Below are 25,027 nucleotides of genomic sequence, written 5' to 3'. Positions count from 1 at the left end.
AATATATACTAAAAGATAATAAATAAATTTATTATCTTTTAGTATATATTAAAAATATCTCATCTCTTCTCTTATTATATAAGAGACTAAATTGATTCGTAATTGGAATAGAGGCGGGATGTTTTATTCGATTTAAACAAAACATCCCGCCTCACGTGTTACTTTAGATAAAAGTTACTTGGTTTCGTATCATGGGTGTATCATTAGTAATGATTACTACTTATCACGCAGTAATTTGAAATTTATTTAAATTATTTTTCAAATGAAAATTATAATTAAAATTCAAGTATAATATTGTGTTCAGTTCGAGTTTAAAGACAAAAATTATTAAGTATCCAAAAAACAATAAGCATGATCAACTAATCTTGTTTTTTGGGGTATTGGGCTGGCATTCCTAATACTCCCTCTAGGTGACATAACAAATTATAAAAAAGAATGCTTCAGGCGACAGTCTGCCTTGGTTTTTATTTCCTTGTAATAATAAGCTTTAAGATTTAGAGCTACATTTATATCTCTATTATGCAAAATATTACAACTATCGCAAGTGTCCCTTAATGAAAAGCATCTATCTAATTTTATGCAAAGAGGATCCATGCCATTCTGATTTATAATAATTGTCTTACAAACTAATACCATACTAAATCATTAATACTTTTTCCAAGCATTCCTTTTTGCATGCCTTTAAATAACAATTACATAATTGTACTAATTAATTTTTACTAAAACTATTTCTTCTACAATGATATCGAAATATCAGCATATGTTTGTTAATAATTTTGTTATTTCTTTTAGAAAAATCATAATAACTTCAATAAAGGTTCCAATTTAAGTTATAAAATCCAACATAAATATCTTATTTAGCTTTTCTTACAAATTCATAGTTTTTTAAAAAAATTAAATTAATCAGTATGGATCTTTGTACAGCCAAGTTGGTACTACTTATAGGAGGGCTAAGAACTAACTTTAAATTTTGATATTAACTAATTTCATTAAAATAAAAATTTTTGTCATTTCTGCAATAAGCATATAAAATTTAAAAATTTCCTAAATTAATAAATACTTGCGAGTTTTAATATTACTAAAAACCTCACTTAGCAAAGTGCTATCATACAATCAATATAGACATTTCTAGTATATCTTTACTAAAAGATAAAAAAACTTTTAATAATATTGTTAACAAGCACTCTAAACAAAAAAATAATACTCGAAACCAATGAAAAAATCTGCAACCATATACTAAGAAACTCTTTATCTACTAAATCAAACCGATTAATCTAAACAAAAAATTAATATTCTGTGCTTAATATTCTTTAAAAAAGAAGTTAATTTTTCTCTTTTTTTTATTCATATAAGCCAACCAGGCTCAAACTAAAAACACGAAGTAGAAATTAAATTTTTAATATCAAATAATTTTTAATATTACTTGAAAATAATATTAAATTATTATATTATATATTTATATTTAAATTAATAAATACTACATTTAATATAAAAAGGAGAATGTTTTGAAAAAAAAAATCAAATATCAGTAAGCTTAAAATTATTACAGCAATATTAACATCAATTTGTATATCATGTACACCTCTTGACAACGTTAATCCAAACAAGCTAAAGAGCCATACCAATCCTAGAAATCTAAAAAAAACAAAAAGCCGTACTAATTCAAAAAATCTAGTAGAAAATAATCAAGATCTTAAAAATGAATCTCAAAATCCAAAATATTCAAATCAAAAGCCTCAAGAAAAAATCTTACTCTCAAAATTAGAAAAAATTGATAAAGATCTGAAAGATCAAAAAAAACAAGAAGATATACAAATAGCTAATATTGATGCACAATCTGATTTCCTAGAAACTTTTAAACTTCAAAAAGATGAGGTTTTTATGAACATTACAAAAATGATATTAAAAAGAATAATTTACTCATCCTTAAATTACGAAAAAGAAAAAATATTGCTATTAAAAGAAATTCTTAAAAAACTTGACAATGATGATCAAAACCGAAAAATAGCTCGTATATTTCTTGAAACATCTAGAGATATTCAGCTTCAAATAGAAAAAATACATTCAATAAAAATACAAAATATAAGCAAAAAAAAAGCCGAAGAGCTACTACAAGATAGGGAACATAGTTTAAAGACAAAGCAAAATTTTGCAAAAACATTAAACGCAACCATTGACGCTTATAGTAAAGATTTCAACAACCTTAAAACCAATCTAAAAAATCTAGCAAATCACATAAAAGATAAATACTACCATATTTCTCTTTATCAACCAAATAAAGTCTATTAATTCTTGGAAAGAAATTACACTTTTAATTAAAGCTGTTTTTTTATAAAAACACCATATATTGTATTATAAATATATGGTGTTTTGTTTTCACCACCATAAGATCCAATATGACATTATTTTCAGCTCGGTTTTCAAAAATTCACATTATCCAATATTTCCCTTTTAGGGGGTAACAAAATCATAAAAAAAAATACATATTCAATCTCGTATTAAGAGATATTTCTATTTTTTTTAAAAAAAACATCTCTCAAAGTAATAAAAAAATTGACAAGAAATATTGTGTTTTTTTGATATTAAACTAATTTTTCTAACACAAAAAGTATGAAATTTTTGAAATACAACATAATGATTTTTTACTAAAAAAGACACACTCTTTGGTTTGAAATTGAACGCAGTTGAGCATTATATTTTGAGTGATATGAAAAATATCATCTATAAATTGAATAAGGATTATTTAAATCATCTTACGCCATTATTTGAAAACTATGATAAAAAAATTTTTGACGATTTTGTTAAGTTTGAGCTCTAAAAAATCTAAAGAATTACTTAACTTGTTCTTCAAAATTAAAATAATGGTTAATAATAATTCATTCTAAATCGAGTTTTTTTATTTTATCTTTGCATTGAGGATCCCCCGCACCTAGTAAATCTTTTATTGTTTGATCAGGATACGCATATTTATTCTGATAATGAGGAACACAATTGCTTTGATGATCCTATTCCCAATATTGATCAACAGTTTCAAAAAATAAAAAAATATTTGAAATTGTTTTTAGGAAAAAAAGTGTAAAATTAAAATGATTTCTCTTTTCTTATTAAGAAATTTGTATTGTATAAAAAAATATTCTTATTTTAGGATATCCTAAAATAAGGATTCTATTTAATCTCGGTTTATGAAAGCATCACAACAAACCTTAAATCTTTTCAAACCCATAAAACATTCCTAAAAACGCGCCTCCATCTCTTAATGGAAATTAATCAATCCATTTTTCTCTTTGTTTAAAGAATTTATAAAATAAATTGACAACCCATCTTTCTTAACACTATTGATTTTTTACTTGCTTTAATAAATGGTAAAACAGAAGAAAAAATAGCAAGAACCAACATAAAAATTAAAACGTATTGTATTATATTATATCACTAGCATAATAAAATATGTTAGTGTAATACGTTTCTGAATAGCCCCTAAAGGCATGAAATTAATTTTCTAAAACGAATAAAAAGTTTAGCAAAATAAGCCCAAATAAGCCAATATTACTCCTATAAAGATATTTATGACAAATATAATGATAATCTCTAAAAATAATGAGTAAAAAAGTTATAATTTGGTTAAGCCAATTGCTATTAACGTACCCAGTACTCTAGTACGTTTAATACTTAATGCTGTCTCATTATCTGGAAAAATTCAATGAATATAAGAAGAGATACTAAGAACAATATAAAAACAAATGTTGTTCTAGTGATTCCTAAAACAGAGATTTAAAGTAGGAATTAATTTCAAATCAGTCATTATAATCAAATAAAATCCCCTTATTTTTTTAAAATTATCTAATTTATTTTTTAAAAGTCCCTAAAGTAGAACTATCCTTTAAAAACACTTGGATCACGTGTGCCTCCCTACACTCAAATACAAATAAGTTTTTTAAAGTCTTAATAGATAGTAATTGCAAAGATATTATCTGCTGTTGAAAATGGGAATTTTATAATTCCAGCAACTTTAATATTTTAAAAATTCAAACCTTTTCCTAACAAATTTGTCATTAGTATAAAATAGAACTGGTTTCAATTATTTTTTCTATACCAAATGAAGCAGCTAAATGACTCCCAAGTAAAAATTCACCTGCATTAGAATCATGAAAAATAGCCCTCCCCCAGCAAAGACAGACTGATTGTAATTATATCTAGGTTCTTAATAGACAAATTTAAAAACTGGATTACTTGTTGAAGAATTTCCAAGAAGCCCATCAAAATTAAATATTAAATTATTAGATTGTAATCTATCATAACTAATTATTTCATCTCGTATAAAATTAATATCTTTTTCTTCAAGCAACAACTCCCCCTTAAGACTGCTAAATTTAGGATTAAAATGGTTTTCTTTAGCAATTTGAATATGTCCAGTCGAACTGACAAAACTCTTTTCCATCCCTTCTCTGCTAAAATTTATATATCCAACAAAAACCCAATAAAATACTACAGAACTTGTTAGAAGTAAAGAAAATATGATTCAGTACTAAAAGCAATCTTTTGAAAGCTAAAGTTACACAAAATCTTATTAGTAATTCTAATACAGGTAAAGAAATTATTAAATTCAAAGAAAAATATTATAAACTTTATAATTTGTTTGGAAATATGCAAGAAAAATTTCATAGTCAAAGTAATTTATTTATAAGGGATACTAATTTTGGATAAAATAGAAAAAACACACAGTTATATTTAGATCCTTTTCATCTATAGAGAAAGAAATTGGGGATTTGAATCATAAGTTAACTGAAATCCAAAGTAATTTTCAAACCTCAGATGATAACTGAAATAATTAAGGCCTTCTATTGGTATTAAAAATAATAATAGGTATCCTTACAACATTATATTTTGGGGGAGATATAAGACATCATTTACTCACCACATTTGACAAAAACATATATACTTAATTTACATGGTAATTCTATCAGAAAAAAAAAGAACTGGTTAGTAAAAGTTAACTACAGCAGTCTAAAAAGGAGAAATAAAAAAATATACTTTTCTAAAGTAAGCGTTTACATGTGTAACTTGTTTATTTATATTCTTTTCTCTTAAAGAGTTCTTAAATTATTATGTATGTCTTTTATATAGCCAATAAACTTGCTAAATCACCAATTTTAAGTTAAGATGATATTCTTATACTTTTTATTAAGGATACTATATGAAAAAAATATCAAGTGCAATTTTTACAATAGTTTTTCTTGTTTTTATCAATTGTAAAAGCGATACTAGAAAAGCTATTAATTCAATCCAAACCCCAAAATTTACCTCATTTGATGGGTTGATTGATGGCTTTCCAAGCCTTAACCCAAACCCAAAAAAATCTGAGGTAAAAAATTATTTTAATAGCATGGCTAAAACATTAAATAAAGCCAAAGATAAATTTGCTAAATTAATTAGTGAAGAAAGTGTTAAGACAACAGAGGAAAATAATACTGATACTGCTAAAGAAGATAATAGCACAGTAAACCCTGTTGATAATGAAATAAGTAAAATTAACGATATGATAGGGAAAATGATAAATGCTGCTAATACTATTGTTGAGACTGTAGCCGAAACTGCAACTGAAGCTATGGGAGAAGTTGTCGAGGTTAAGAGTAGTGGTAATGTAGCAACCAAAGCTGATGTAAAAAGTGTTGTCGAGATTGCTAAAGGAATAAAGAAGATTGTTGAGGCGGCCGGTATTGCTGATGAATTAAAAGCTGAAGGTGATAAAGCTACAAAGTCAAGCATCGATAGTAACAATAAGGAAGCGGGCAAGATGTTCTCTGGGAAACAGGGTGATCAGGGTGGTAAAGTTATTGATAGTGGTGTTATTCCACCTGATGAGATTGGAGGTGGAGCTAATCCAGAGAATATTAAGAAGGCTGCTGAGGCTGTTAAAAATGCTAGTGGGAAGCAGATATTAGGAGCTATTGTTGCTGCTGCCAAGACTGTTGAAAGTGGTGAGGTACCAGAGGGAAAGAATGCCAATGAAGCTACAAATCCGATTGAAGCTGCCATTGGGGGAGATGACAATTTGGATGCTACTGCATTCACGGGCAATATGGAAAAAGATACTCAGATTGCAGCCGCTATTGTTTTGAGGGGAATGGCTAAAAACGGAAAGTTTGCTGTGAAAATGGGTCGAGAACCAAGTGGTGATGGTGATGCTATCAGAGCTCTTGTTAAAAATGCTGCCAATAAAACTGTTGATGCTTTATCTCGGTTGGTACTAAAAGCTATTAATGAAGGCTTAACAACAATAGCTAAGACTATTAAGGCTAAAGGAGAAGCAGCAAACTCGGCAGTCAATTTTAATTCTCCTAGTGTTAAATTTGCAGAAAAACATCTTGAGAACAAGTAAACGTTTGGTTTTGTAAGTAAATTGAAATTTAGGTTTATTATTGGATCAAGATTTAGGCAATTTATTATTACTAACTTTTGTGTATAGTTTAGGCCCATCCCATCAACTATGCTTTTCATAATTAATTATTATATTTATAGTGCTATATAAAATAGCACTATTTCTCCTTCTTTTAAATTAGCAACACTTTATTAGATTTTTTCGCGTAAAACAATGAAATACCTTATTAACATTTACTATATTTCTAGTCTAGAAGGTAAGGTAACACTATAAATAAAAGTCTAACATTAAATAATTATAAATTAATAATATTTATCAAAAAAATAACAAAGAATATTCCACCTATAATTTCTATGAAATTTAGGTGAGGATGAATTTATAAAATAAATTAAAACATAATACAATAGTCTATGTATACACCAAATTCAGACTTTCAAACAGTCAAAACCGATAAAAATTACGAACCTCATTCTAATTAATGAACATCTTATAAATTCTTCTAGCACTAATCACCAATTACTTGGATTATTATGGCTTCTGGAATTCCATTAACTCATCTAAAAAATCAAAATATCAAAACTCCTCCTTACAATTTCAAATCCGATATACTTTCTTATACGTTGAACAACGGTTTACAAATTCAAACATATTCTCTCATCCACTATACATCTATCTCAAAAACTTGATTACATTAAGCCATTCTCACTCTTAAAGATCAATCAGAGCAATCTAAAGCATTACCTAAATAGCTCTATCGAAACCAAACTTACTATTATAAAGTTGATTTTAAATTTCTTTACCTAAAAGGAACCTTGCAAAGGTTTACATACTTTAAATGATATATTAATGTCAATCTAAAACATCTAAGAATCTATAAAAATACTAGCAAATTGCAAAAGCGAATTATATCTAAAATATTTTTTCTTAATTGATTATGGGTAAAAAATTCTTTGTGATTTCTATTTGAGATAGTTGCCAATTATCGACATAACAATATTTGCCATACTAGATATAGCAATAGGAACTACTAATGCTGTAATAAGAATTATTATTCTGTTGCTTATCTTGAGTTTTTCCAATAATAATTTGCTATTAATTTGAATATCTTTTTTTAGATCTTGTGCCGAATTAGACATATCTTGTTTTAAATTCTTTTCTACGTTATCAATCTTAGTATTTAGATTTTCTATCTTAGTATTTAAACTATCTATTTTGGCATTAAATTCGTTTTTTATACCATCTATTTTGGTATCTAAATTTTTTTCTAAACTATCAATCTTGGTATTTAAATTCTTTTCTACACTATCAATCTTAGAAACAAGATTATCAAACTTTATTCCAAATTGTTTTTCTAAATTTTCTAAATCTCTATATGTAAGCTCATTGTGATAATATCTTTTTGACAAATCTTGTGCTATTAGTTGTTCCATTCCCAGCCGCAAGAATTCTTTATAGATTTGTTCTTCATTAACATTTGTTATTGTCAACACTGATTTCATAATTTATTTACCCGCTAAACACATTGTAACATAAATCAAGGCTAAATTAACAGCACATTTTCAAAATTGACGAAGGCAAGAGACTCAAACTTAAAAATTTTAGAAATTTTACAAAAAAGTAAATAATGTTCAAATACTTTTTTGCATTACTTTCTATCTCTAAACATACCAAACTTAGGTGTAAAGTCCATAGTTGTAATACCAATAGCGCCCCACGTTTATTTTTATCAACGATAACTTTTATTTTAGCTAAACCTTCCCCTTTATTCCACTATTTTCTTGATGTAAAAAATTACAATATCAGCATCCTGCTAATGCGCCCGATTTTCTCCTAAAGTTGACAAACCAGAATCCCTAACCTCATCTCTTCTGGCAACTTGTGACAGAACTATTATTGAAATTTCAAACTCAAAAAAAGCAAGTACACGTATATTGCGACTCAAAAATGCAACTTGCTCATAACAAAGAGTATTATTCTGCAACGTAGTAATTACGCTAATATAGTCAATGACAATAAATCAATATTACAATTTCTTTTTATTTGCCTAGCTTCGTATTTTAACAAAGAATAACAAAGAATATTCCACCTATAATTTCATAGAAATTATAGGTGGAATATTCTTTGTTATTCTTTGTTAAAATCTCCTTTTTTTATTTATAAATTCTTTCAATAATAAAGTACAATCTTGTAGAGTCTTGTTTACAAAAATCATATAATTCTTTATTTTTTACTAAAATTCTAATAGAAATACTTTCGTTAATATCTGGTGCACTATAAATATCTTCGTTTAAGAATTTTTACCTTCTATATCTTTTAATATTCTCTTTAAACCCACTTTCTTTATTTTATCAATGGATACTTTGCTATCTAAAACCTTTTCATAAATCTTTAAATATATATAAGCTTTGCTTTTTGCAACTTCAAAAAATTTTATAAAATCACTAAAATTAGCAAAATCATCATATTTAGACAATTCTTTTTGTTTAATTTCATACAAAATTTTCATTCTTTGAATTTTATTATTAATATCAAATAATGCACTTTTGTTTAAACCTCTTTTAAGATTTGCGATTGTTGTAATATTTGCTTTTTTATCCATTTATATATCACTCCTGCTTTTTTTTGCTTTTTATTGTAAAAAAGTCTTTTCTAATTTATTCAAGCCATATTTTATTCTTAGCAATTTATTATCTTCTTTTAAGGAGAAGAAATTAATTTAATAATAATTATTTTTATTATTAAGTTTTTGAAAAGTTGGACTTAATTTACTTTCTTTATTGATAATCCTAAATTTTATCAAATGTTTAAAATTTTTTTATTATCTATTTCTTCAATTCTAGTCAAAGCAGTTATTTTTTTGCTTATTTATATTCACATTATATTTTAATTCTTTTTTACTTTTTTATTTATTATTTCTTTTACTTTTACTTTTTATAGTAAGTTGCTCAACCCTTAGCTCATTTTATTTAAAATGTTATTAGCTATATATTTTATCATTTCTACTAAAATTGGTTTCTTTATTTATTATTCATTTAGAAGCGCATGGGTCTTTAAATTTTTTTATTTTTCTTTTCTTTCTTTTTAATTTCTTGTTTATTAGAATTTTTTAAAAAATATATTTAACAGCTCTTATTCTATATATTATTATAATTGGTTATACATATAGTGATATTTCAGCTTTAAGATTGCCCTTTTATTCTTTTACTTTCCTCTATAAAGACATGCTTTATGCTACTAAAACAAACATCGAGCAGCTTATATGCAATAGATGATATCTTATCTATACATAGCATTCCTTTACATTACACCTAAAAATGTAGCAATAAAAAATTGTTTTGTTTATGATTTGCTTTTAATACCATCCTTATAAGTTTGTATTTTTACACTTACATCTTTTATTGCTTTTATAAAAATTTTATTTTTAAAAAGATATTTATTAATTATAATATTAATATTATTAGAAAATAGTTAATAAAAAATTTAATATATATTTTTAAATGAAGTATTGTTAAATTAAGGAATATAAATGGAAAAAATATATTATTAATATAATTTTATGTTTATTATTTTTTTATGTAATCTTTTTTCAAATGATTCCCGATCAAACCAAAAATACAGTTTTAAAGTAAAGGCCAAATCAGTTTTGAATCTCACCGATAAAAAAATATAGATACTAAAAAGGGAACTAATACTACACTTTGTATAAAAGAAAAAATAGTAGGATTATAGTTAAAGATTGTATTAATAATCAAGAGCTTTTTAAAGTAAAATCTAAAAGAAGATATGATTTTAAAGCTATGCTCCTCGGCATTAAAACAGCTTTAAAAGTTATAAATATCGGCAATAATAATAAATTAGGTTCTATAAAAAAACATAAAGATCATATTTTATTAGAATTTAAAGATAATAAGATATATTTAATTCAATTATCTGAACTTAAAAAACATTTGCTAAAAAACAAAAAAACCATTATTGGGGAGTCCGATGCCGGGAAGAGGAGAGGCAGAATTTATAGATGACTCGATGGCATCATAATAGAAGGAGAATTAGAAGCAGGAAGAGAGAATAGGAGATGATAGACAGAGAAGAATTTGGAGACGAAGAATTAGAAGAAGAAATAGTTGAATAAAAACCTAATGATCAAAAATAAGATATATTGGTTAAAGTATTTAGTAATTCTAGCTAGCAGGCTACAATAAGTTATAAATTCATAGTTAGGCTTATTGAAATTGACCTGGAATTAGAAAAAATTAAAAGAAGATTTAAAATTATTTTATAATAAAGAAAATTTCTAAGATAAAATCTGAATACTTTTATGAACTACTATTGCTATATCAAAAAGATTATAAAAATAATAGTTTATAGTATATCTTTTAAAGCATTTTCAGCTTCCCTATAATAAATTTCTTTCAAAGAAGGCTCTAAAAGATCGTTTATAAAAACTTTTATACTATTTGAAAAGTGAATTTTTCCTTTTATATATTTACCATACTTTTTATACAGTACATCCTCCACCTCCTTTAAGGTGTTCCTATTTTTAATAAATTGGTTTTCTATAATAGAAATATTGTATTTTTTATTTTTAATATTTTGAATATTATTGATAGTTTCCGTTAAAATAGAAAAGCTTTCTATTGACCATCTTTCTACTTGAACTGGGATTATAATATGGTCTGTAACATTTAAAGCATTCTTTAAAAGGAAATTTCTACTAGGAGAAGTATCTATTATAATATAATCAAAATCAAAACTTTTAGTACTTTTATTTAATCTAAATTCTAAAATAATTTCTTTATAATCTATATCATCTGTGTTAAATTTTTCTAAAACAGGATGAGAAGGAATTATAGAAATAAATTCATTAATTTTATTTTCACATTTATCAAAATAGGTATTTCCCTTTAAAAATTCATAAACATTGTGTTTTTTAATATTAGAAATATATTGATTAAAATAAGAAGTTAAAGAATTTTGTGGATCTAAATCAATTAATAGCACTTTTTTGCCTAATTCTTTTAATACATAAGAAAAAATTATAGAAAGCGAACTTTTTCCAACCCCCCCCTTTAAACTTGCCAGTGTAATTATAATTGGTTTTTTTTGATCCATTTATTTATAACCCCCTCATCTTTTAATTTTTTATTATAAAATTCATATACTTTTTTTTCCATTTTTTTCAAGTGTGATAAATTAAATTGATAATACTCGGTGTTTTCTTTATTCTTTCTCAGAAGTGTTCTTAAAGATTGAACATATGCTTTAATAGAGCCATTTTTAAAGGCAAATTCTATATAATAGAGCTTTTTTATTGCATAAGTTTTATTATTTTCTTTTTTAAGAAAAAAAGGTTTGTCGAGTTTATCATGTCTATATCTTATTTCTAAGAACTTATCATCTTCTTTTAAAGGGAAGAGATTGAAAAAAAGAAAATCTTCGGCGTTATTAAATTTTTGAAAAGTAAGTCTCAGCCTTTTTCCTTTATTTGTAATTTTAAAACCAATTAGATGTTTAAATATTTTTGTGTAGTATATTTTTCTACTATTTACTTCTTCAATTCTATTGAATATAATTTTTTTTTCTATGCTATTTTTTTTGTTTTTGAGTTTTTCAAGTAAATTACTCAAATTTTAATCCTTTTTTCAAAATGTCAGCTAAAATATTACTAGCTATTATGCCAGCATGTCCTGAAAAGCTAGTTATTTTATTTACTTTCCATTTAGTAGTATAAGTATCTTTAAATTCTCCTGCAAGAGTATAAAAATCGGTTTTATAAGGTGCAGTTTTTCTCATAAAGTGAATTTTGTGTTTGTAGAGGTTTAGTTTAGATAAGAAAAATTCTTTAATATATTTTACTTCATAATCATATTTTAGATAATTTTTAAAATCTTTATAGTTTAATAAAGTATTTTTTAGTGTTTTAATTGGTTCTTTAGTATTAGAAATCATTGATTTAATCCTTTTAAAGAAAGAGCTTTCTATAGAATTCTTATTATATATATTTATATATTGTTTATTATATACAGTGATATTTTCAGTGATATTTTGAGGTTTAAAAGATTCTTTTTTTTCCTTTAGAGTATCTTTTTCTTCCTTTACTTTCTTAATTAAGTCTGCTTTAGTGCTACTAAAATATGTATCAATCAATTTATGTGCAATGGGTGACACTTTATATATACAGAGCTTTCCTTTGAATTCTCCAAAGTTATTTGAAAATGTTAGTATTCTTTTTTCTAATGCTTTCAGCTTAACTAAAAATCTTAAATCTATTCTTAGCGTATTAATTGTAGTTTCTTTTTTATTTTCTTTATATATATTTGAGTTTAGTACGCGAAGTATGTCTCCTTGATGGTGAACTCGTAGCCCTTTTAGTTTTGCAGAGTCAAAATGAATTCTATGTATTGATACATTATATTTTTTTTCAAACTCTTTATTTAAGTAAATAATAACTGAAATTATTTTTTTAAGTTTGCAGTCTTTTGAAAGTAACTTATTAGATTTAATTTGGTAGCTATAATTAGATACAACAGCTTTCATTTTTTTATCTCCTAGTTTAATGTGTATTTAATTATTAATTAATAGTTAAAAATTATAATATATAAAATAATAAATTTCAACCTTTTTAAAAATTAAAGCTAAAAACCATTTTTAAGAATATTTAAGCTAAGGGATAGCTTGACTCTTTAACAAAAAAAATATCATAATTCAATGCAATAACTAGTATAAACCTTTTTAAATAAGCTTGATTAAAAATAGAATTGTAAATAGCTCCCAAAGTATCAAGAATTAAAATAATTTAAAAATATATTTTAATTAACTACTATTTATATAATCTTTTTTTTAAAATAGCTTCTTGTATCGTTCAGAACCGAACGATTTTTGATTATTGGTAATTATTTATTATCAAAAAATTATAAATATTGCCACAAATTCAAATTTGTGGCAATATTTATTCACATATTAGTAGTATAGGATTTCCTATATGTCTTTTTTGTTTCATATCATTAGTCGGAATTTATTTTTTAAATGAGAATTAATGGTTAACTATATAGAAGTTTGCGCTTTAAAACAAAAAATAAATATAGGAGGGCAAAATGGCGAAAAAAGAAAATAAAAAACAAAATAAAAAAGAGATCATTTTAAATGACAGATTTGAAGATTTTATTGATAAAAGCCAAAATTCAAATAATAATCAAGATGAAAATTTAATCATTTATAATGATTTAAAAGACCAATTAAAGCTTAATTTAAAAGATGATATTGATAATAAAATTCAAAGAATGAAAATTTTATATAAAATTAAGCAAAAAGAACTTTATAAATATGATGGTTTTAAAAGCTTTGAGCAATTTATAAAATCTTTTATAATTGCAAAAACTCAGGCTTATACATATTTAAAGGTTTATGAAAAGGTTTTAGAAGGTGTTGTTTCTATTGATAAAATTAAGGAAGTAGGTTTTAATAGCATATATCATGCTATACAAAAACAAGGGGGGGTGTCAGAAATAAATCAAGAAAATGTAAATAAAAATAATAAAGAAAATACCCTAATTAAAATTTTAATAAAAGATAATGAATTATATGATTTTTGTAAAAAAGATACCAAAAGAGTCTATTTTATTTTAAAGGAGATTTTTAAAAATAAAAAAGATATTTTATCAGAGATCATAATTAAATATGATAATTCTAAAAAGAAAAGGAATAAATAAATTTTTAAGTTTTATTGACTTTAATGTTTAATTAATGGTAATCTATTATTTCTAATAGGCTTAAGTTTATTTTGCCTAGTTTAATGTCGAAAAGATGCCCGGAAAAGGGTTTTTTTCATTTTAAAATCTAAATCCTAGGGCTTAGTATTTATTGGTTTTATTAACTTTAAATCATTTTTGTATACTTAGATTGACAATCTCTCTATTGCTGTGTTTGTATATTTAGCTGTAAAGTAATAAGATAATTTATGTAAAAAATCTTTTTGTTGATTTGAAATTTTCTTATACAGCTTAGTAACTCTTCATCCAGATTAATTCTATTGATAAAACCTTTTTTTTGATAGTTTCCTTTAATTTAGTTTCATTTTTTAGCAAATATTTAGGATTATTGTTTTTCTCTACCCCCTCTACTTGTTAAAAAATTGTAAATTAAGAACTTTGGCTTATCTCTTAATTTTAAGAGAGGATAATTATGAATAAAAAAATGTTTATTATTCATACTTTTTTTATACTGATAAGTTTTTACAGGAATTTTTTAAATCTTTACTGATTTCATAATTCTGAACAAGATGTTTCTAAAGAAGAAATTAACAAAAGACCAGATAATTATGATTTTAAAAATGAAAAGGATAGAAACCTTTTTTGTCTATGCTTCACAAATTAGAGGGTGTTTAAGAAAAATTAGGATTAAAGAAAAAGTGTTTTAGATGTTTTTGATGTCATGGGTTACCTTATAAAAAATAAATTAATAACTCTAATTGTGTTCATGAAGCCTTAAACAATAACTTATCTTATAGATGTTTATTTAGATCAAATTTTTGATTATTTAATACAATTGGACTTGTATAAAATTGATTATGCTGAGAAATATATAGAAAAGGCTGGCAATAGATTTGAATAGTCTTATATTAAAAATAAAGTATTTACAGTTAAACAAATATTAAAACAAGTTTTGGCCGACTTGTCTAAGATTGGTTTTTAAACTTTTAAAAAAACCAATTTTGGGATATACTGTGAATATTAAGAAGGGCTAAAAAAGATTTATAAATAACATAAATGGTTTTTGTAAACATAAATAATGAAAACTAATAACATTGTAAAAACAAATGATCCAAATATATCTCTTTATAAAGAACTATCAAAGGATTTTATAAAAAAAGAGAGTATTAATAAACTAAAAGACTTTTTTCTTCTTATAAAGAAGAAACTTTCTTTAATAGATGATAATTCAACAGAAGCAAATACAGAGTCTTTACTAAGATCTATATTTGAAGAACTAAATTATTCAGTAGAACAACAAAAAGTCGGACAAATAGAAGGAGTGGAGTCTAGAGTAGATATGCTACTTTTTGAAAATGATAAAGACAGAGCAGATTTTAATAATAAATTAGAAGAAGCTAAAAAAAATAATGAGCCTATTCTGACTGAAGATATCTTGCTTATAGCAGAAGTTAAGCGCCCATTATTTAGTTTTGACACTAAAAATAAAGTAAAAGAAGCAGAAGATCAGCTATATAGATATCTAAATCAATATCAAAAACATTATGGGATACTTTCAAATGGAAAGATATGGAGATTGTATGACAAATCTAAAGTCCTTTATGGAAAAAAAAGATATATTGAATTTGATTTTTCTAAAATTGAAAAAAAAGAAGAATACAAAGAACAAGAATGGTTTATTTTATTCATTTACCTTATAAGAAGAGAAAGATATCTAAAGACAAGCAATGTAATAGAGATTGAAAAAGAACAAATATCTAAAGAAAAAGAGATAATTCAAAAAACTCTTAGAGAGATACTTTATGAGAGGCCCGACGACTCTATAGTCTTCAAAATTGCAAAAAATATATATGACAAAGAATTTAAAGTATCAGACAAAGAAATTACTCAACATATTTTAGCTAGCATACTTGAAGAATCAATTATTTTTATTTTAAGAATATTTTTTATTGCATATATTGAAGATAACGAAATTTTTAAGAAAATATTAGAAGAAAACAAGCTATACAGATCTTCCATATCTTTTAGATATTTTTTTTATGATGAAAATACAAAAAAGAAATTAGGATATAAAAAAATAATAACAATTTTCAACTTGCTTAATAAAGGAAGTGATGCAATAAAGTTTCCTATATTTAATGGAGGATTATTTGCAGAAGACAAGGTTAAATATTTAAATAATGAAAGTTTACTAAGTATTAGTGAGCTTGAAGAAGTGCTAGTTAAAATACTTTTCTTTGAAGAAAAAAACATTAAAGATGAAAAATTTGTAGAGTATTCAAAGTTAGATCCCAAAAGTTTTGGAGAATTATACGAGACTCTACTTGAATATGATCTAAGAATTGCAGATACTACTGTTCATCGTATTGTTGAAGACGGAGTTTATCTCATTCGTACTGAAGAAGAGCTTGAAAACAAAAAAGTAAACAAAGTTGCTACATACTATAAAGGTAATATTTATCTCACATCTAGATCGCTTGATAGAAAGAAAAGCGGAGCATATTATACTCCAGATGACTTAACTGACTTTATGGTCATATCATCAATTGAAGAACAGCTTAAAACCAAGGCCCCTTTAGATATAAAAATCATTGATAATTCTTGTGGATCAGGGCATTTTTTAATTTCTTGTTTAGATTACTTAACAGAAAAAGTATGGTACGAGCTAGATAAATTTGAAGATGTAAAAAAAGAGCTTGATAAAGAATATAGAGCTATTCTTAAAGAAAGTGAAGAATATGATGTTCAAGATAGTATAAGTAAAGAATTGGTACTTAAAAGGATGCTATTAAAGAAGTGTATTTATGGTGTTGATATTAATCCTATTTCGGTTGAAATTACTATGTTAAGTTTATGGATTAATACCTTTATTTTTGGAACGCCACTAAGCTTTATTGAACATCACATCAAAGTAGGAAATGCCCTTCTAGGATATACCAAAGATGAATTTTTTGATATTACAAAAAAGAAATTTGAAGGTGGATTTTCTTTATTTAAAAAAAGAATTAAAGAAATTACAACTATTTTAGAAGATAGTTATCAAAAAATTAAAGGTATTAATGATACTACTAAAGAAGATATAGAAAAATCTAAAAAGATATACAAAGAATATGAGGAAAGTGAAGATACAGATAATTTAAAAATAATATTTTCTTTACTTAAACTTTATTCATTATCTTTTGACAAATCTTTAAATATAGAATTTAGTGATATTGCAACTGTAATTAGTTTAATTGAAAATATATTAAGCAATAAAGCTTCTAGCGAAGATAAAGAAAAAATAGAAAAAATTAGAAAATTAAGTAGCTACTATAAATTTTTTCACTATGGAATTGAGTTTCCAGATATTCAAGAAGGATTTGATATTGTAATTGGAAATCCTCCATGGGAGAAAATTAAGTTTAATGAGTCTGAATTTTTTTCAAAACATATTCCTAGTTATAGAAAACTAAGCATAAAAGAACAAAATAAGATAAAAGAAGAAATACTTAGTAAAGATACGCATCCTTTGAATATTGAATACAATGAAGAAAAAAACAGTATAACTGCCATTAACAATATTTATAAATTTGATTTTAAAGATTATACTAGTGGTGGTGATCCAAATCTTTTTAGATACTTTGTTACATTTAATTTAAAATTAATAAAAGAAAAAGGTAATTTAACTTATTTAGTACCTTCGGCTCTTTTTAGCGAATCTAGTTCTAGGTTACTAAGAAAACATATGTTTAGTAAGTATAAGCTTAATTATATTTACCAATTTGAAAACAAAAAAAGATTTAAAAATGTGGATTCTCGGTTTAAATTTGCGATATTTCAATTTAGTAATATTAAAGAATCCACATCTAGTTTTAAAGTAAAATTTATGATTCAACATAGTGATAATATTTTAAAAGAAATAACTAGAGATTTAAAAGACAATAAAGATGATCCTTATAAAGGAATTGAATTAAATATAGACCAAATTAAAAAACTATCTCCTGCTCAAGAGTCAATAATAGAATTTAAAAATAATGAAGAATTTGGCTTAATCAACAAAATGTTTAGTCAATTCAGTGTTTTTAGTGAAGAATATATTGATTTTAAAAAAGGCTTAGACACGAGTATTAAGAATCGTAAATCTTTATTAAAAGAATATGATAATGAAAACTTTATATTTCTTTATTGTGGAGCTAATATTCATCAGTTTAATTCAAGATTTTTTGAAAATAAGAATGCAAAAGAAAGTTCTAAATTTTTCTGGATAGATAAAGAAGATTTAGAAAAAATATTAGCTGAAAACAATCAGCATCAAACTGAAAGAATATTCTATAGGGCAATTGCAAGAAATACAGATATAAGAACCATGATTAGTACTTTGTCTCCTCAAAATTGTTATTGTGTATATTCAATGTATATAAATTATGAGAAAACACCAATATCTATTTATAAAAAATTGTTTATTATATCTATTTTTAATTCATTAGCATTTGATTTTTTGCTAAGAAGATTTATTGATTCAAATGTGTTAAAATCATGTTTATATCAATGTCCAATGCCGCAACCTGAAAAAGATGAAATTCTAGCTAATCCACTATATTTAACTTTAGTCAAAAATACTTCCTTACTAATAGCTAAAAATGATCCGGAGAACTTTAAATATTTACTTTACTTAGAACATTTTGAGTTTAGTAAAGAAGAAGTTAATAAAATATTCAATCTAGATACCGAAGATGAATTCTTTAAAGAAAAAGAAAATGAAAATAATTTTATTGTAGCCCGTCTTTATTCACTGACCAAAGAAGATTTTAGGGTTTTACTTAATGACTTTGAGGTACTAAAAAATAAAAAAGGAGAAGTCTATATTTCGTCTTTAATAAAAGGATATGAGAATTATTTAAGAATAAACAAACTTAACTAAGCTTTAACTAAAGACATTAGAAATAAAGAGTTTGTAGTCTATATAAAAAGTTATAAAAAGCATATATTATTGACATTTTTAATTCTTTTTGTGCTAAATATATGGGGAAAAAGAAGATGATTTAGTAAGAATTATTGGTAGGTTATAAAAAGAGTTTTTATAGTTTTTTATATTAATTAACTAGAAATTTATTTTTTTAAAAGCATCTTTTTTTTTATAACATGTTTTAATAATATCTTCTTGATTTTTTTATATTAAAAATTAATTAAGTATTATTTAGGATAATCTACACTATATACTTCACATTTTATGGCTTTAAAAATTATCTCTTCCTTTTTAGAATTTTCAAGTTATCCTTTAATTTCTTTTAAATAACTTTTTAATCTTTCTAAATCATCCTGAATATCACTAACTTTTACAGTATTATTATCTTTTATTTTGCTTCTTAAAGTGCTTCGAGTATCTTCTAAGAGATAAATCTATTTATTAATTAAAAATGTCACCACCGGGTTATTTATTATTCATCAGTGGGGAGTTTTAATTTCTCGTTTGATAAATTTGGATACTTAGCAAATATTAGCTTAATAGTATCAATAAATAGCCTTGGATTTAATACAATTTCATAGGCTTCATAGTTATTGGTTCGTCTATCTTTTATAGTAAGGGATGCAAACATATAGCTATATTCACTCTTTTTATAAAGAAGTTTAAAAGAACTTGTTAGGTCATCGTTAAAAATCTACTTCTCCAGGTGTCCCTGGCAGCGGAGGATAAAGTTAGTGGATAGATTTGGAATTGAAGTTTCTGAGCCTAGAAAGGAGGTAAAATATTAGATTCTTCATAAAAACAGAGAAGGCGTGAAAAAACCAGTAGAAAGGGGTATTCCAACTAATAGAAAACAGATCGCTTTTTTAAAAAATCACACTTTTTTCAAGAAAGAAATCTTGGGCGATAGAACCATATACCACACCAGATTGAATAATATTTTGGGGGGTTCGACGTAAAATCAGAAAAAGTATTTGTCTTTTTTACAAATTTGTTCACCAAATAGAAAAATACGTTACCCTATTTCCAACAAGGGAAGAGGATGAATTTTTGGGGATGTTTTACGGATTTAAAAAGATTAGGAATAATCCTTTTTACAGTGACTATACTTCTGTTTGCAACTTCTCCAAAAAAAATCAAAACCTACAATAAATCTTATTTCGTGGAATTTAGGTTCAAAAAAGGTAGTGTGTTTTGCTATTTGCATACCATTATTGTTTATCAAATATACAATTAAATTGTATTTATTAAAAATCATATTATATTGATATTAGATTGATATATTCAATTTTAATATATTGTATTACATGATATTACAGGATATAAAATAATACAATGTAAAATTTTAAATAAGGAGAATATTTATGAAATATTATACGATTATAAGCATATTTGTTTGTTTATTAACTGCTTGCAATCCAGATTCCAATACAAATGAGAAAAGAACTTCAAGTAAGAGAATAATTTCAAATCAAAATGCAGATTCTGATAAAAGAATAAAAAATAAATTACTTGATGATTTAATAAATTTAATAGAAAAAGCTAATGCAGATAGAGAAAAATATGTAAAAAAAATGGAAGAAGAACCTTCGGATCAATATGGAATGTTGGCTGTTTTCGGAAGTATGTATTGGGCAGAATCACCGCGGGAATTGATATCTGATACAAGTAGCGAGAGATCTATTAGATATAGAAGGCATGTTTATAGTATTTTATTAAACGCTATTGAAACTAATGAATTAAAGAAATTTTCAGAAATTAGAATACTGTCAATAAAAGTACTAGAAATATTTAGTCTATTTAATCTATTTGGAAGTACTCTTGATGATGTGGTTGTTCACTTATATTCTAAAAAAGATACTCTAGGCAAACTAGATACTTCAAATTTAAAAAGACTTAAAAATTTGTTTGAAAAATTATTATCTATAAAAACAATCGTTTCAAAGATGTCAAAACATCTTTTATTAGATTATCAAAATAATAAAAATTCCATAAAAACAGATAAAACCAAGCTTGGATCTTATGTGGTTGCACTTTATAATCAAATTCAAGAAAAATATAATGAAGCAGAAAAGCTTAAAAGCGAGATAATTTTAATATATACCCTTTAAAGGGTATATATATTTACTTTCTGAGGTCCAATTTTTATGGAAATTAAAAAAGGAAATAGAACACAAATAATTAAAAAAATCCATCTTATGGAGGTACTTATGGCATTAAAGCCAGCAGCACCATTACCGAAAGAAAAACAACGTTTCTTTTCTCCCCTTCCATGATTTCTAACAGCCCCCGAACAGCACTTTTTATAACATTGTGTTGGTATTCTCCTCTCAGCATTACACATTTCCCCGAACAGCAAACTTTTTACCCTTAGCAATCTCCTCTCAAAATAATGGTAATCTCAATGTTGGCATCCTTTCGCACAGCAGCATAACCAAACCGCTTCACCACCACCACCACCACCAACACCAACACTTCTAATATCAGTTAGTATCAATCGGATTATTATTTGCACCAGTATTAGCACACCATTATCACCTTTATTAACATCCACAATAATCGCATTTAATATCTGCTCCCCAATAACCTTCTTGGTGGCAGAATCAGTTAAGTTTTGCATTTATAATTTTTATAGATTTAAATAAATAACCTTATTGCATTTTGAATTATATGGTAAAATAAAATTTAAAAAAGATCATGAATATGAAATAAAAGCTAAGACAAGCCCCGTATGAGGCTAAATTTATGAATTTTTTTAATAAATGATCGTTTTAATATATTTTGTACTACTATTTGTAGTAATAGATATACTAGAGTTTTTATAAATAAAAAGTTTTTATAAGAGGATAAATAATAAATTTGTTTAAAATTTAAGCTAATTATATTGACACTCTTAATAAGGAAATTTATCCAGCTAGTATAATGATTTCAAATGGTCATTATTATATTTTTTTTTAAAAAAGTATATATAAAAACAATTGGAGTAAAAATCAATTACACTTTTATTTTTAATAATTGATGGTTGCAAATAGTAATAGTGAACTGCTATTTCTAAATCAAGATTATAGAATGTAGCTTCTTTCTTCATCCCATGATGGCTTTTTAAGTTTTACTCTACTACAAGAAGCGGGCATCCATTAGAGCATTATCCACAAGTTTTGCTTCAGGTAGTTTCTGTCTTAGTTTTTATTATTTTATAATAATAAGCCTTAAGATTTAGAGCCGCATTTATATCTCTATCATGCAAAGTGTTCTAACCAATACAAATCAAATCTACTTAGTATTTACTTAATTTTAGAGTTGTATTTTTAATGCGACAATTACTGCATAGCTTGCTTGATGGAAAGCATCTCTCTAATTTATACAAAGTAGGATCCACACTATTTTGATTTATATGGCAATTGTCTTACAAGCCTATACTATCTTAAATCATTAATACTTTTTTCAAACATTCATTTTTGTATGCCTTTAATTGATAAGTTTTCTATTTATTATGCTTTTATAATTTGATACAAAGTAATAAGATAATTTATGTAAAAAATATTTTTTTTGATTTTAGATTTTATTATTTAGATTAAAAATTCTTAATCTAGATTTGACCCTATTAGTATGATCTTTTTGTTTTTTGGGTATTTCTTAAATTTATTTTTATATAATATATTAAAGATTTAATTATAAAGGGTGAATCAATATTAAAATTGTTAATTTACTTTAATATTATTATTAATTGTCAGAATATTTTATTCTATAAAAAATTGTAATATTCTTTTAAGTTATAAAAGAAAGAATGAATTCAACAAAATATGTAATTAAAACTCAAAAAGAAATTAATAAAACAATATTAAAAGATTAATCTGATTATATAAACTTTTATATAGATGAATTTAAAACTTTAGATAAACAATTAGAACATTTAACTATCAAAAATTCTTCTGATAGTTATTCTATATTTTTGAATGCAAAAAGTGTTATTTTAGATTTTATTTCTTTTTCATCTTTTAAAAATTGTTAAAAATCAGAAAATTCATCTTATTTTGAAATATTTTATTAATTTTATTATGACTTGTATTAAAGAAAAATTAGTAGGAGGAATAAACTAACTCTAAAGAGTTAAGTTCATCTCTAAAACCCACACTAAGTAGAAGCAGTGTGGGGCTTATTATGATTTTCTTCTTCAAGAATCTTAACTATCCTATCAAGACACTCTTTTACAACTCCTTTCACCAAATCCGCTAAAGTCGTAACAGTTTTTAATATTGACAACTGTGCCGATTGTTTTACTTCAGAAACAGCATTATCACTAGCAAAGAACCTGCCCCCCTTAGCCATTCCCCTCAAAACAATAGCAGCAGCAATCTCATCATTCCTCGTAATCTTACTAAATGTCTGATTACTACTACTAGAAATACTATCCCCAATAGCAGCCTCAATAGGATTTGCAGCATTCTGAGCATTCTTGCCGCTAATATTCAACTCATCACTAACGCTACCAACATCCACCTTGCCGTTTCTAGCAGCAGAAACAATCGTATATAGTATTTGATCCCCACTAACCGCACTAACAGCAGCAACGGCCTTCCGTGCAGCATCCTTATCTCCACCACCACCACCACTAAATAATTTCCCTGCATCTTTATTGTCGGTACCAGCAGCATTGGAACCGACTTTATTCTCTATTTTTTTCTCAGCAGCACCATAAGCAACCTCAACAATCCACCTTATTCCCTTCGCAATTCCATTGACACTATCACTATCTGCTACACCACTATTATTGCTGCTAATGAAAACTGTGCCGATCGCTTCATTACTTGCAGCAGCAGCAGCAGTAGCAGTATTGGCGCCTTTTATTAACTCCTCTAAAATTTCAATAGTTATGCTTATTGTCTTTCTAAGCCCAAGATTTTTTTTATTACCGCGTTTCTCATCCCTATTATTAACCTCTGGCCCAACACCGCCGTTTTCTTTAAGTAATTTTACAAGACTTTCTTTAGTTTTATTTAACTCTTTAGCCATATTAGAAAAGTATTCTTTTATATCGGATTTTTTTGGATCTGCTTTAAGTCCAAACACATCTGCAATTAATCCACTAAAAGTATTAAATGAATCTAAAAATCTGTTATTCAAGCCTGCTTCTACATTATTTTTACAACTAGCAAGAACTAGCAAAACCACTAAAAATACTAAACTTAAAATTTTTTTCATACTAGATCATCCCCCTTAATAAAAAGAATTAATAAAAAGAATAAAACCCCATTTTAAATCAAAAAAAGTATTTTAACAAGTTTATGAGTAAAAATACTTTTAACTTCTTTTAACTCTAGCCACTGTCAAAAAAACAACTTTATTCACAAAACCTTACAACACATAAAATTTTGAAATAATGGAATATTATTTCAAAATTTAAACAAAATCATAAAAAAAAATTTATAAAAACACTTTCAAGTAATCAAAAGTAAAAAATTCTTTGTAACTTCTATTTTAAACTCCAATAATTGGTGATAAAAAAACAGCCACTTTGTTGTTATTTTTTATAGATACTAGATATATTAGAAATTACTACTAATGGAACAAAAATTTTTATTCTGTTTCTAACCCTAAGTTATTCTGCCATAAATTCTCTCGTAATGTGCAACTCTTTTTTTTGACATCTTGCACTAAATCAGTATCACTTTATTTAAAGTGATATAGTAACATATAGCACAAAAGATTTGTCAAAAAAGATATTATCACAATGATTCTAAATATAGGGATTTAGAAAATTTATAAAAATCAATTTGGAATAAAGTTTGATAATCTTGTTTCTAAGATTGCTGTTTTTACAAGCAAACTAATGCTAAAGTTGGTGGCTAGTCTTGTTTTTTGTGGTATTGGGGGACTGGAATTCTTAATATTTTCCTTTTAGGGGGTAACAAAATCATAAAAAAAAGAATACATTATTGTATATAGTATTAAGATAAAAGTGATGCAATAAAGTTTTCGATATGAGATAAAGGAAGTAAG

Annotated in this window: 18 protein-coding genes and 5 pseudogenes; 10 read left to right on the top strand and 13 right to left on the bottom strand. The window is 25.2% G+C overall.

Going from position 1 to position 25,027, the window contains the following annotated elements; translation table 11 throughout:
• Nucleotides 1–423 precede the first annotated feature (423 nt).
• Nucleotides 424–692 (bottom strand): annotated as a pseudogene (locus BLA33_RS05975) (zinc ribbon domain-containing protein); the annotation flags it as partial.
• An 823-nt stretch (nt 693–1,515) separates the two neighbouring features.
• Here BLA33_RS05975 and BLA33_RS04770 point away from each other — a divergent pair.
• Nucleotides 1,516–2,289, top strand: a pseudogene (locus BLA33_RS04770) (complement regulator-acquiring protein); the annotation flags it as partial.
• A 1,909-nt stretch (nt 2,290–4,198) separates the two neighbouring features.
• On the opposite strand, the gene BLA33_RS05970 reads toward BLA33_RS04770, so the two are convergent.
• Nucleotides 4,199–4,435: a hypothetical protein gene (locus BLA33_RS05970; protein ID WP_029346958.1), complete on the bottom strand. Its 237-nt coding sequence runs from the start codon at nt 4,433–4,435 to the stop codon at nt 4,199–4,201.
• 756 nt (nt 4,436–5,191) lie between these two features.
• Here BLA33_RS05970 and BLA33_RS05835 point away from each other — a divergent pair.
• Nucleotides 5,192–6,376: a variable large family protein gene (locus BLA33_RS05835; protein ID WP_123771679.1), complete on the top strand. Its 1,185-nt coding sequence runs from the start codon at nt 5,192–5,194 to the stop codon at nt 6,374–6,376.
• Nucleotides 6,377–7,335: 959 nt separating this feature from the next.
• Here the strand turns inward: BLA33_RS05835 and bdr are convergent.
• The 4 genes from bdr to BLA33_RS06070 form a co-directional block, all read right to left on the bottom strand.
• Complete coding sequence (gene bdr / locus BLA33_RS04745; RefSeq protein WP_029346960.1) at nt 7,336–7,875, bottom strand: Bdr family repetitive protein; 540 nt, start codon at nt 7,873–7,875, stop codon at nt 7,336–7,338.
• A gap of 311 nt (nt 7,876–8,186) precedes the next feature.
• Nucleotides 8,187–8,357 (bottom strand): hypothetical protein, encoded by a 171-nt coding sequence (locus BLA33_RS05830; protein WP_110500724.1) that lies wholly within the window; start codon nt 8,355–8,357, stop codon nt 8,187–8,189.
• 169 nt (nt 8,358–8,526) lie between these two features.
• On the bottom strand, nt 8,527–8,613 hold the full coding sequence (locus BLA33_RS06075) for a plasmid partition family protein (protein ID WP_250637815.1): 87 nt from the start codon (nt 8,611–8,613) through the stop codon (nt 8,527–8,529).
• Between the two features lie 50 nt (nt 8,614–8,663).
• Nucleotides 8,664–8,975, bottom strand: a complete 312-nt coding sequence (locus BLA33_RS06070; protein WP_075226629.1) for a chromosome replication/partitioning protein — start codon at nt 8,973–8,975, stop codon at nt 8,664–8,666.
• A gap of 1,099 nt (nt 8,976–10,074) precedes the next feature.
• On the opposite strand from BLA33_RS06070, the gene BLA33_RS05965 reads away from it, so the two are divergent.
• A complete protein-coding gene (locus BLA33_RS05965) occupies nt 10,075–10,395 on the top strand; it encodes a hypothetical protein (protein ID WP_233436608.1) in 321 nt (106 codons plus the stop codon).
• A gap of 340 nt (nt 10,396–10,735) precedes the next feature.
• Here BLA33_RS05965 and BLA33_RS04720 read toward each other — a convergent pair whose 3' ends face one another.
• The 3 genes from BLA33_RS04720 to BLA33_RS04710 are packed head-to-tail and all read right to left on the bottom strand — an operon-like array spanning nt 10,736 to nt 12,910.
• Complete coding sequence (locus tag BLA33_RS04720) at nt 10,736–11,485, bottom strand: ParA family protein (protein ID WP_012622177.1); 750 nt, start codon at nt 11,483–11,485, stop codon at nt 10,736–10,738.
• Nucleotides 11,461–12,000 carry a DUF226 domain-containing protein gene (locus BLA33_RS04715; protein WP_075226627.1) on the bottom strand — a complete coding sequence of 180 codons (540 nt, stop codon included), beginning with the start codon at nt 11,998–12,000 and terminating at the stop codon, nt 11,461–11,463. The genes BLA33_RS04720 and BLA33_RS04715 overlap by 25 nt, the downstream gene beginning before the upstream one ends.
• A complete protein-coding gene (locus BLA33_RS04710) occupies nt 11,993–12,910 on the bottom strand; it encodes a plasmid maintenance protein (RefSeq protein WP_029346824.1) in 918 nt (305 codons plus the stop codon). The genes BLA33_RS04715 and BLA33_RS04710 overlap by 8 nt, the downstream gene beginning before the upstream one ends.
• 557 nt (nt 12,911–13,467) lie before the next feature.
• Between BLA33_RS04710 and BLA33_RS04705 the strand changes: the two genes are divergently transcribed.
• Complete coding sequence (locus BLA33_RS04705; RefSeq protein WP_029346823.1) at nt 13,468–14,082, top strand: chromosome replication/partitioning protein; 615 nt, start codon at nt 13,468–13,470, stop codon at nt 14,080–14,082.
• Nucleotides 14,083–14,270: 188 nt separating this feature from the next.
• Here BLA33_RS04705 and BLA33_RS05960 read toward each other — a convergent pair.
• Nucleotides 14,271–14,481 (bottom strand): annotated as a pseudogene (locus tag BLA33_RS05960) (RNA-guided endonuclease TnpB family protein); the annotation flags it as partial.
• A gap of 382 nt (nt 14,482–14,863) precedes the next feature.
• Here BLA33_RS05960 and BLA33_RS06095 point away from each other — a divergent pair.
• Together BLA33_RS06095 and BLA33_RS04690 are read left to right on the top strand one after the other, a co-directional pair.
• Nucleotides 14,864–14,983: a hypothetical protein gene (locus tag BLA33_RS06095; RefSeq protein WP_316242916.1), complete on the top strand. Its 120-nt coding sequence runs from the start codon at nt 14,864–14,866 to the stop codon at nt 14,981–14,983.
• Between the two features lie 177 nt (nt 14,984–15,160).
• Nucleotides 15,161–18,982, top strand: coding sequence for a class I SAM-dependent DNA methyltransferase (locus tag BLA33_RS04690; RefSeq protein WP_075226625.1), 3,822 nt, complete (start codon nt 15,161–15,163; stop codon nt 18,980–18,982).
• A gap of 517 nt (nt 18,983–19,499) precedes the next feature.
• On the opposite strand, the gene BLA33_RS05825 is transcribed toward BLA33_RS04690, so the two are convergent.
• On the bottom strand, nt 19,500–19,721 hold the full coding sequence (locus BLA33_RS05825; RefSeq protein ID WP_436626927.1) for a BB0158 famile outer surface lipoprotein: 222 nt from the start codon (nt 19,719–19,721) through the stop codon (nt 19,500–19,502).
• Nucleotides 19,722–19,941: 220 nt separating this feature from the next.
• Between BLA33_RS05825 and BLA33_RS05945 the strand changes: the two are divergent.
• From BLA33_RS05945 to BLA33_RS06090, 3 genes and pseudogenes are all read left to right on the top strand, one after another.
• Nucleotides 19,942–20,240 (top strand): annotated as a pseudogene (locus tag BLA33_RS05945) (DUF226 domain-containing protein); the annotation flags it as partial.
• A 151-nt stretch (nt 20,241–20,391) separates the two neighbouring features.
• Nucleotides 20,392–21,138 carry a virulence associated lipoprotein gene (locus BLA33_RS04680; protein WP_029346822.1) on the top strand — a complete coding sequence of 249 codons (747 nt, stop codon included), beginning with the start codon at nt 20,392–20,394 and terminating at the stop codon, nt 21,136–21,138.
• A 36-nt stretch (nt 21,139–21,174) separates the two neighbouring features.
• Nucleotides 21,175–21,303, top strand: a complete 129-nt coding sequence (locus BLA33_RS06090) for a hypothetical protein (protein ID WP_012622181.1) — start codon at nt 21,175–21,177, stop codon at nt 21,301–21,303.
• A gap of 125 nt (nt 21,304–21,428) precedes the next feature.
• On the opposite strand, the gene BLA33_RS06085 is transcribed toward BLA33_RS06090, so the two are convergent.
• Complete coding sequence (locus BLA33_RS06085; protein WP_256381186.1) at nt 21,429–21,554, bottom strand: hypothetical protein; 126 nt, start codon at nt 21,552–21,554, stop codon at nt 21,429–21,431.
• A gap of 1,607 nt (nt 21,555–23,161) precedes the next feature.
• Nucleotides 23,162–24,229: a variable large family protein gene (locus tag BLA33_RS04665; RefSeq protein ID WP_029346819.1), complete on the bottom strand. Its 1,068-nt coding sequence runs from the start codon at nt 24,227–24,229 to the stop codon at nt 23,162–23,164.
• 492 nt (nt 24,230–24,721) lie between these two features.
• On the opposite strand from BLA33_RS04665, the pseudogene BLA33_RS05905 reads away from it, so the two are divergent.
• Nucleotides 24,722–24,869: pseudogene (locus BLA33_RS05905) on the top strand (Bdr family repetitive protein); the annotation flags it as partial.
• Between the last annotated feature and the right edge of the window lie 158 nt (nt 24,870–25,027).

This window comes from Borreliella garinii (genome assembly GCF_001922545.1).
Classification (GTDB): Bacteria; Spirochaetota; Spirochaetia; order Borreliales; family Borreliaceae; genus Borreliella; species Borreliella garinii.
Note: the sequence above shows the minus strand (reverse complement) of the source record. Positions and strands in the feature narration are given on the sequence as shown.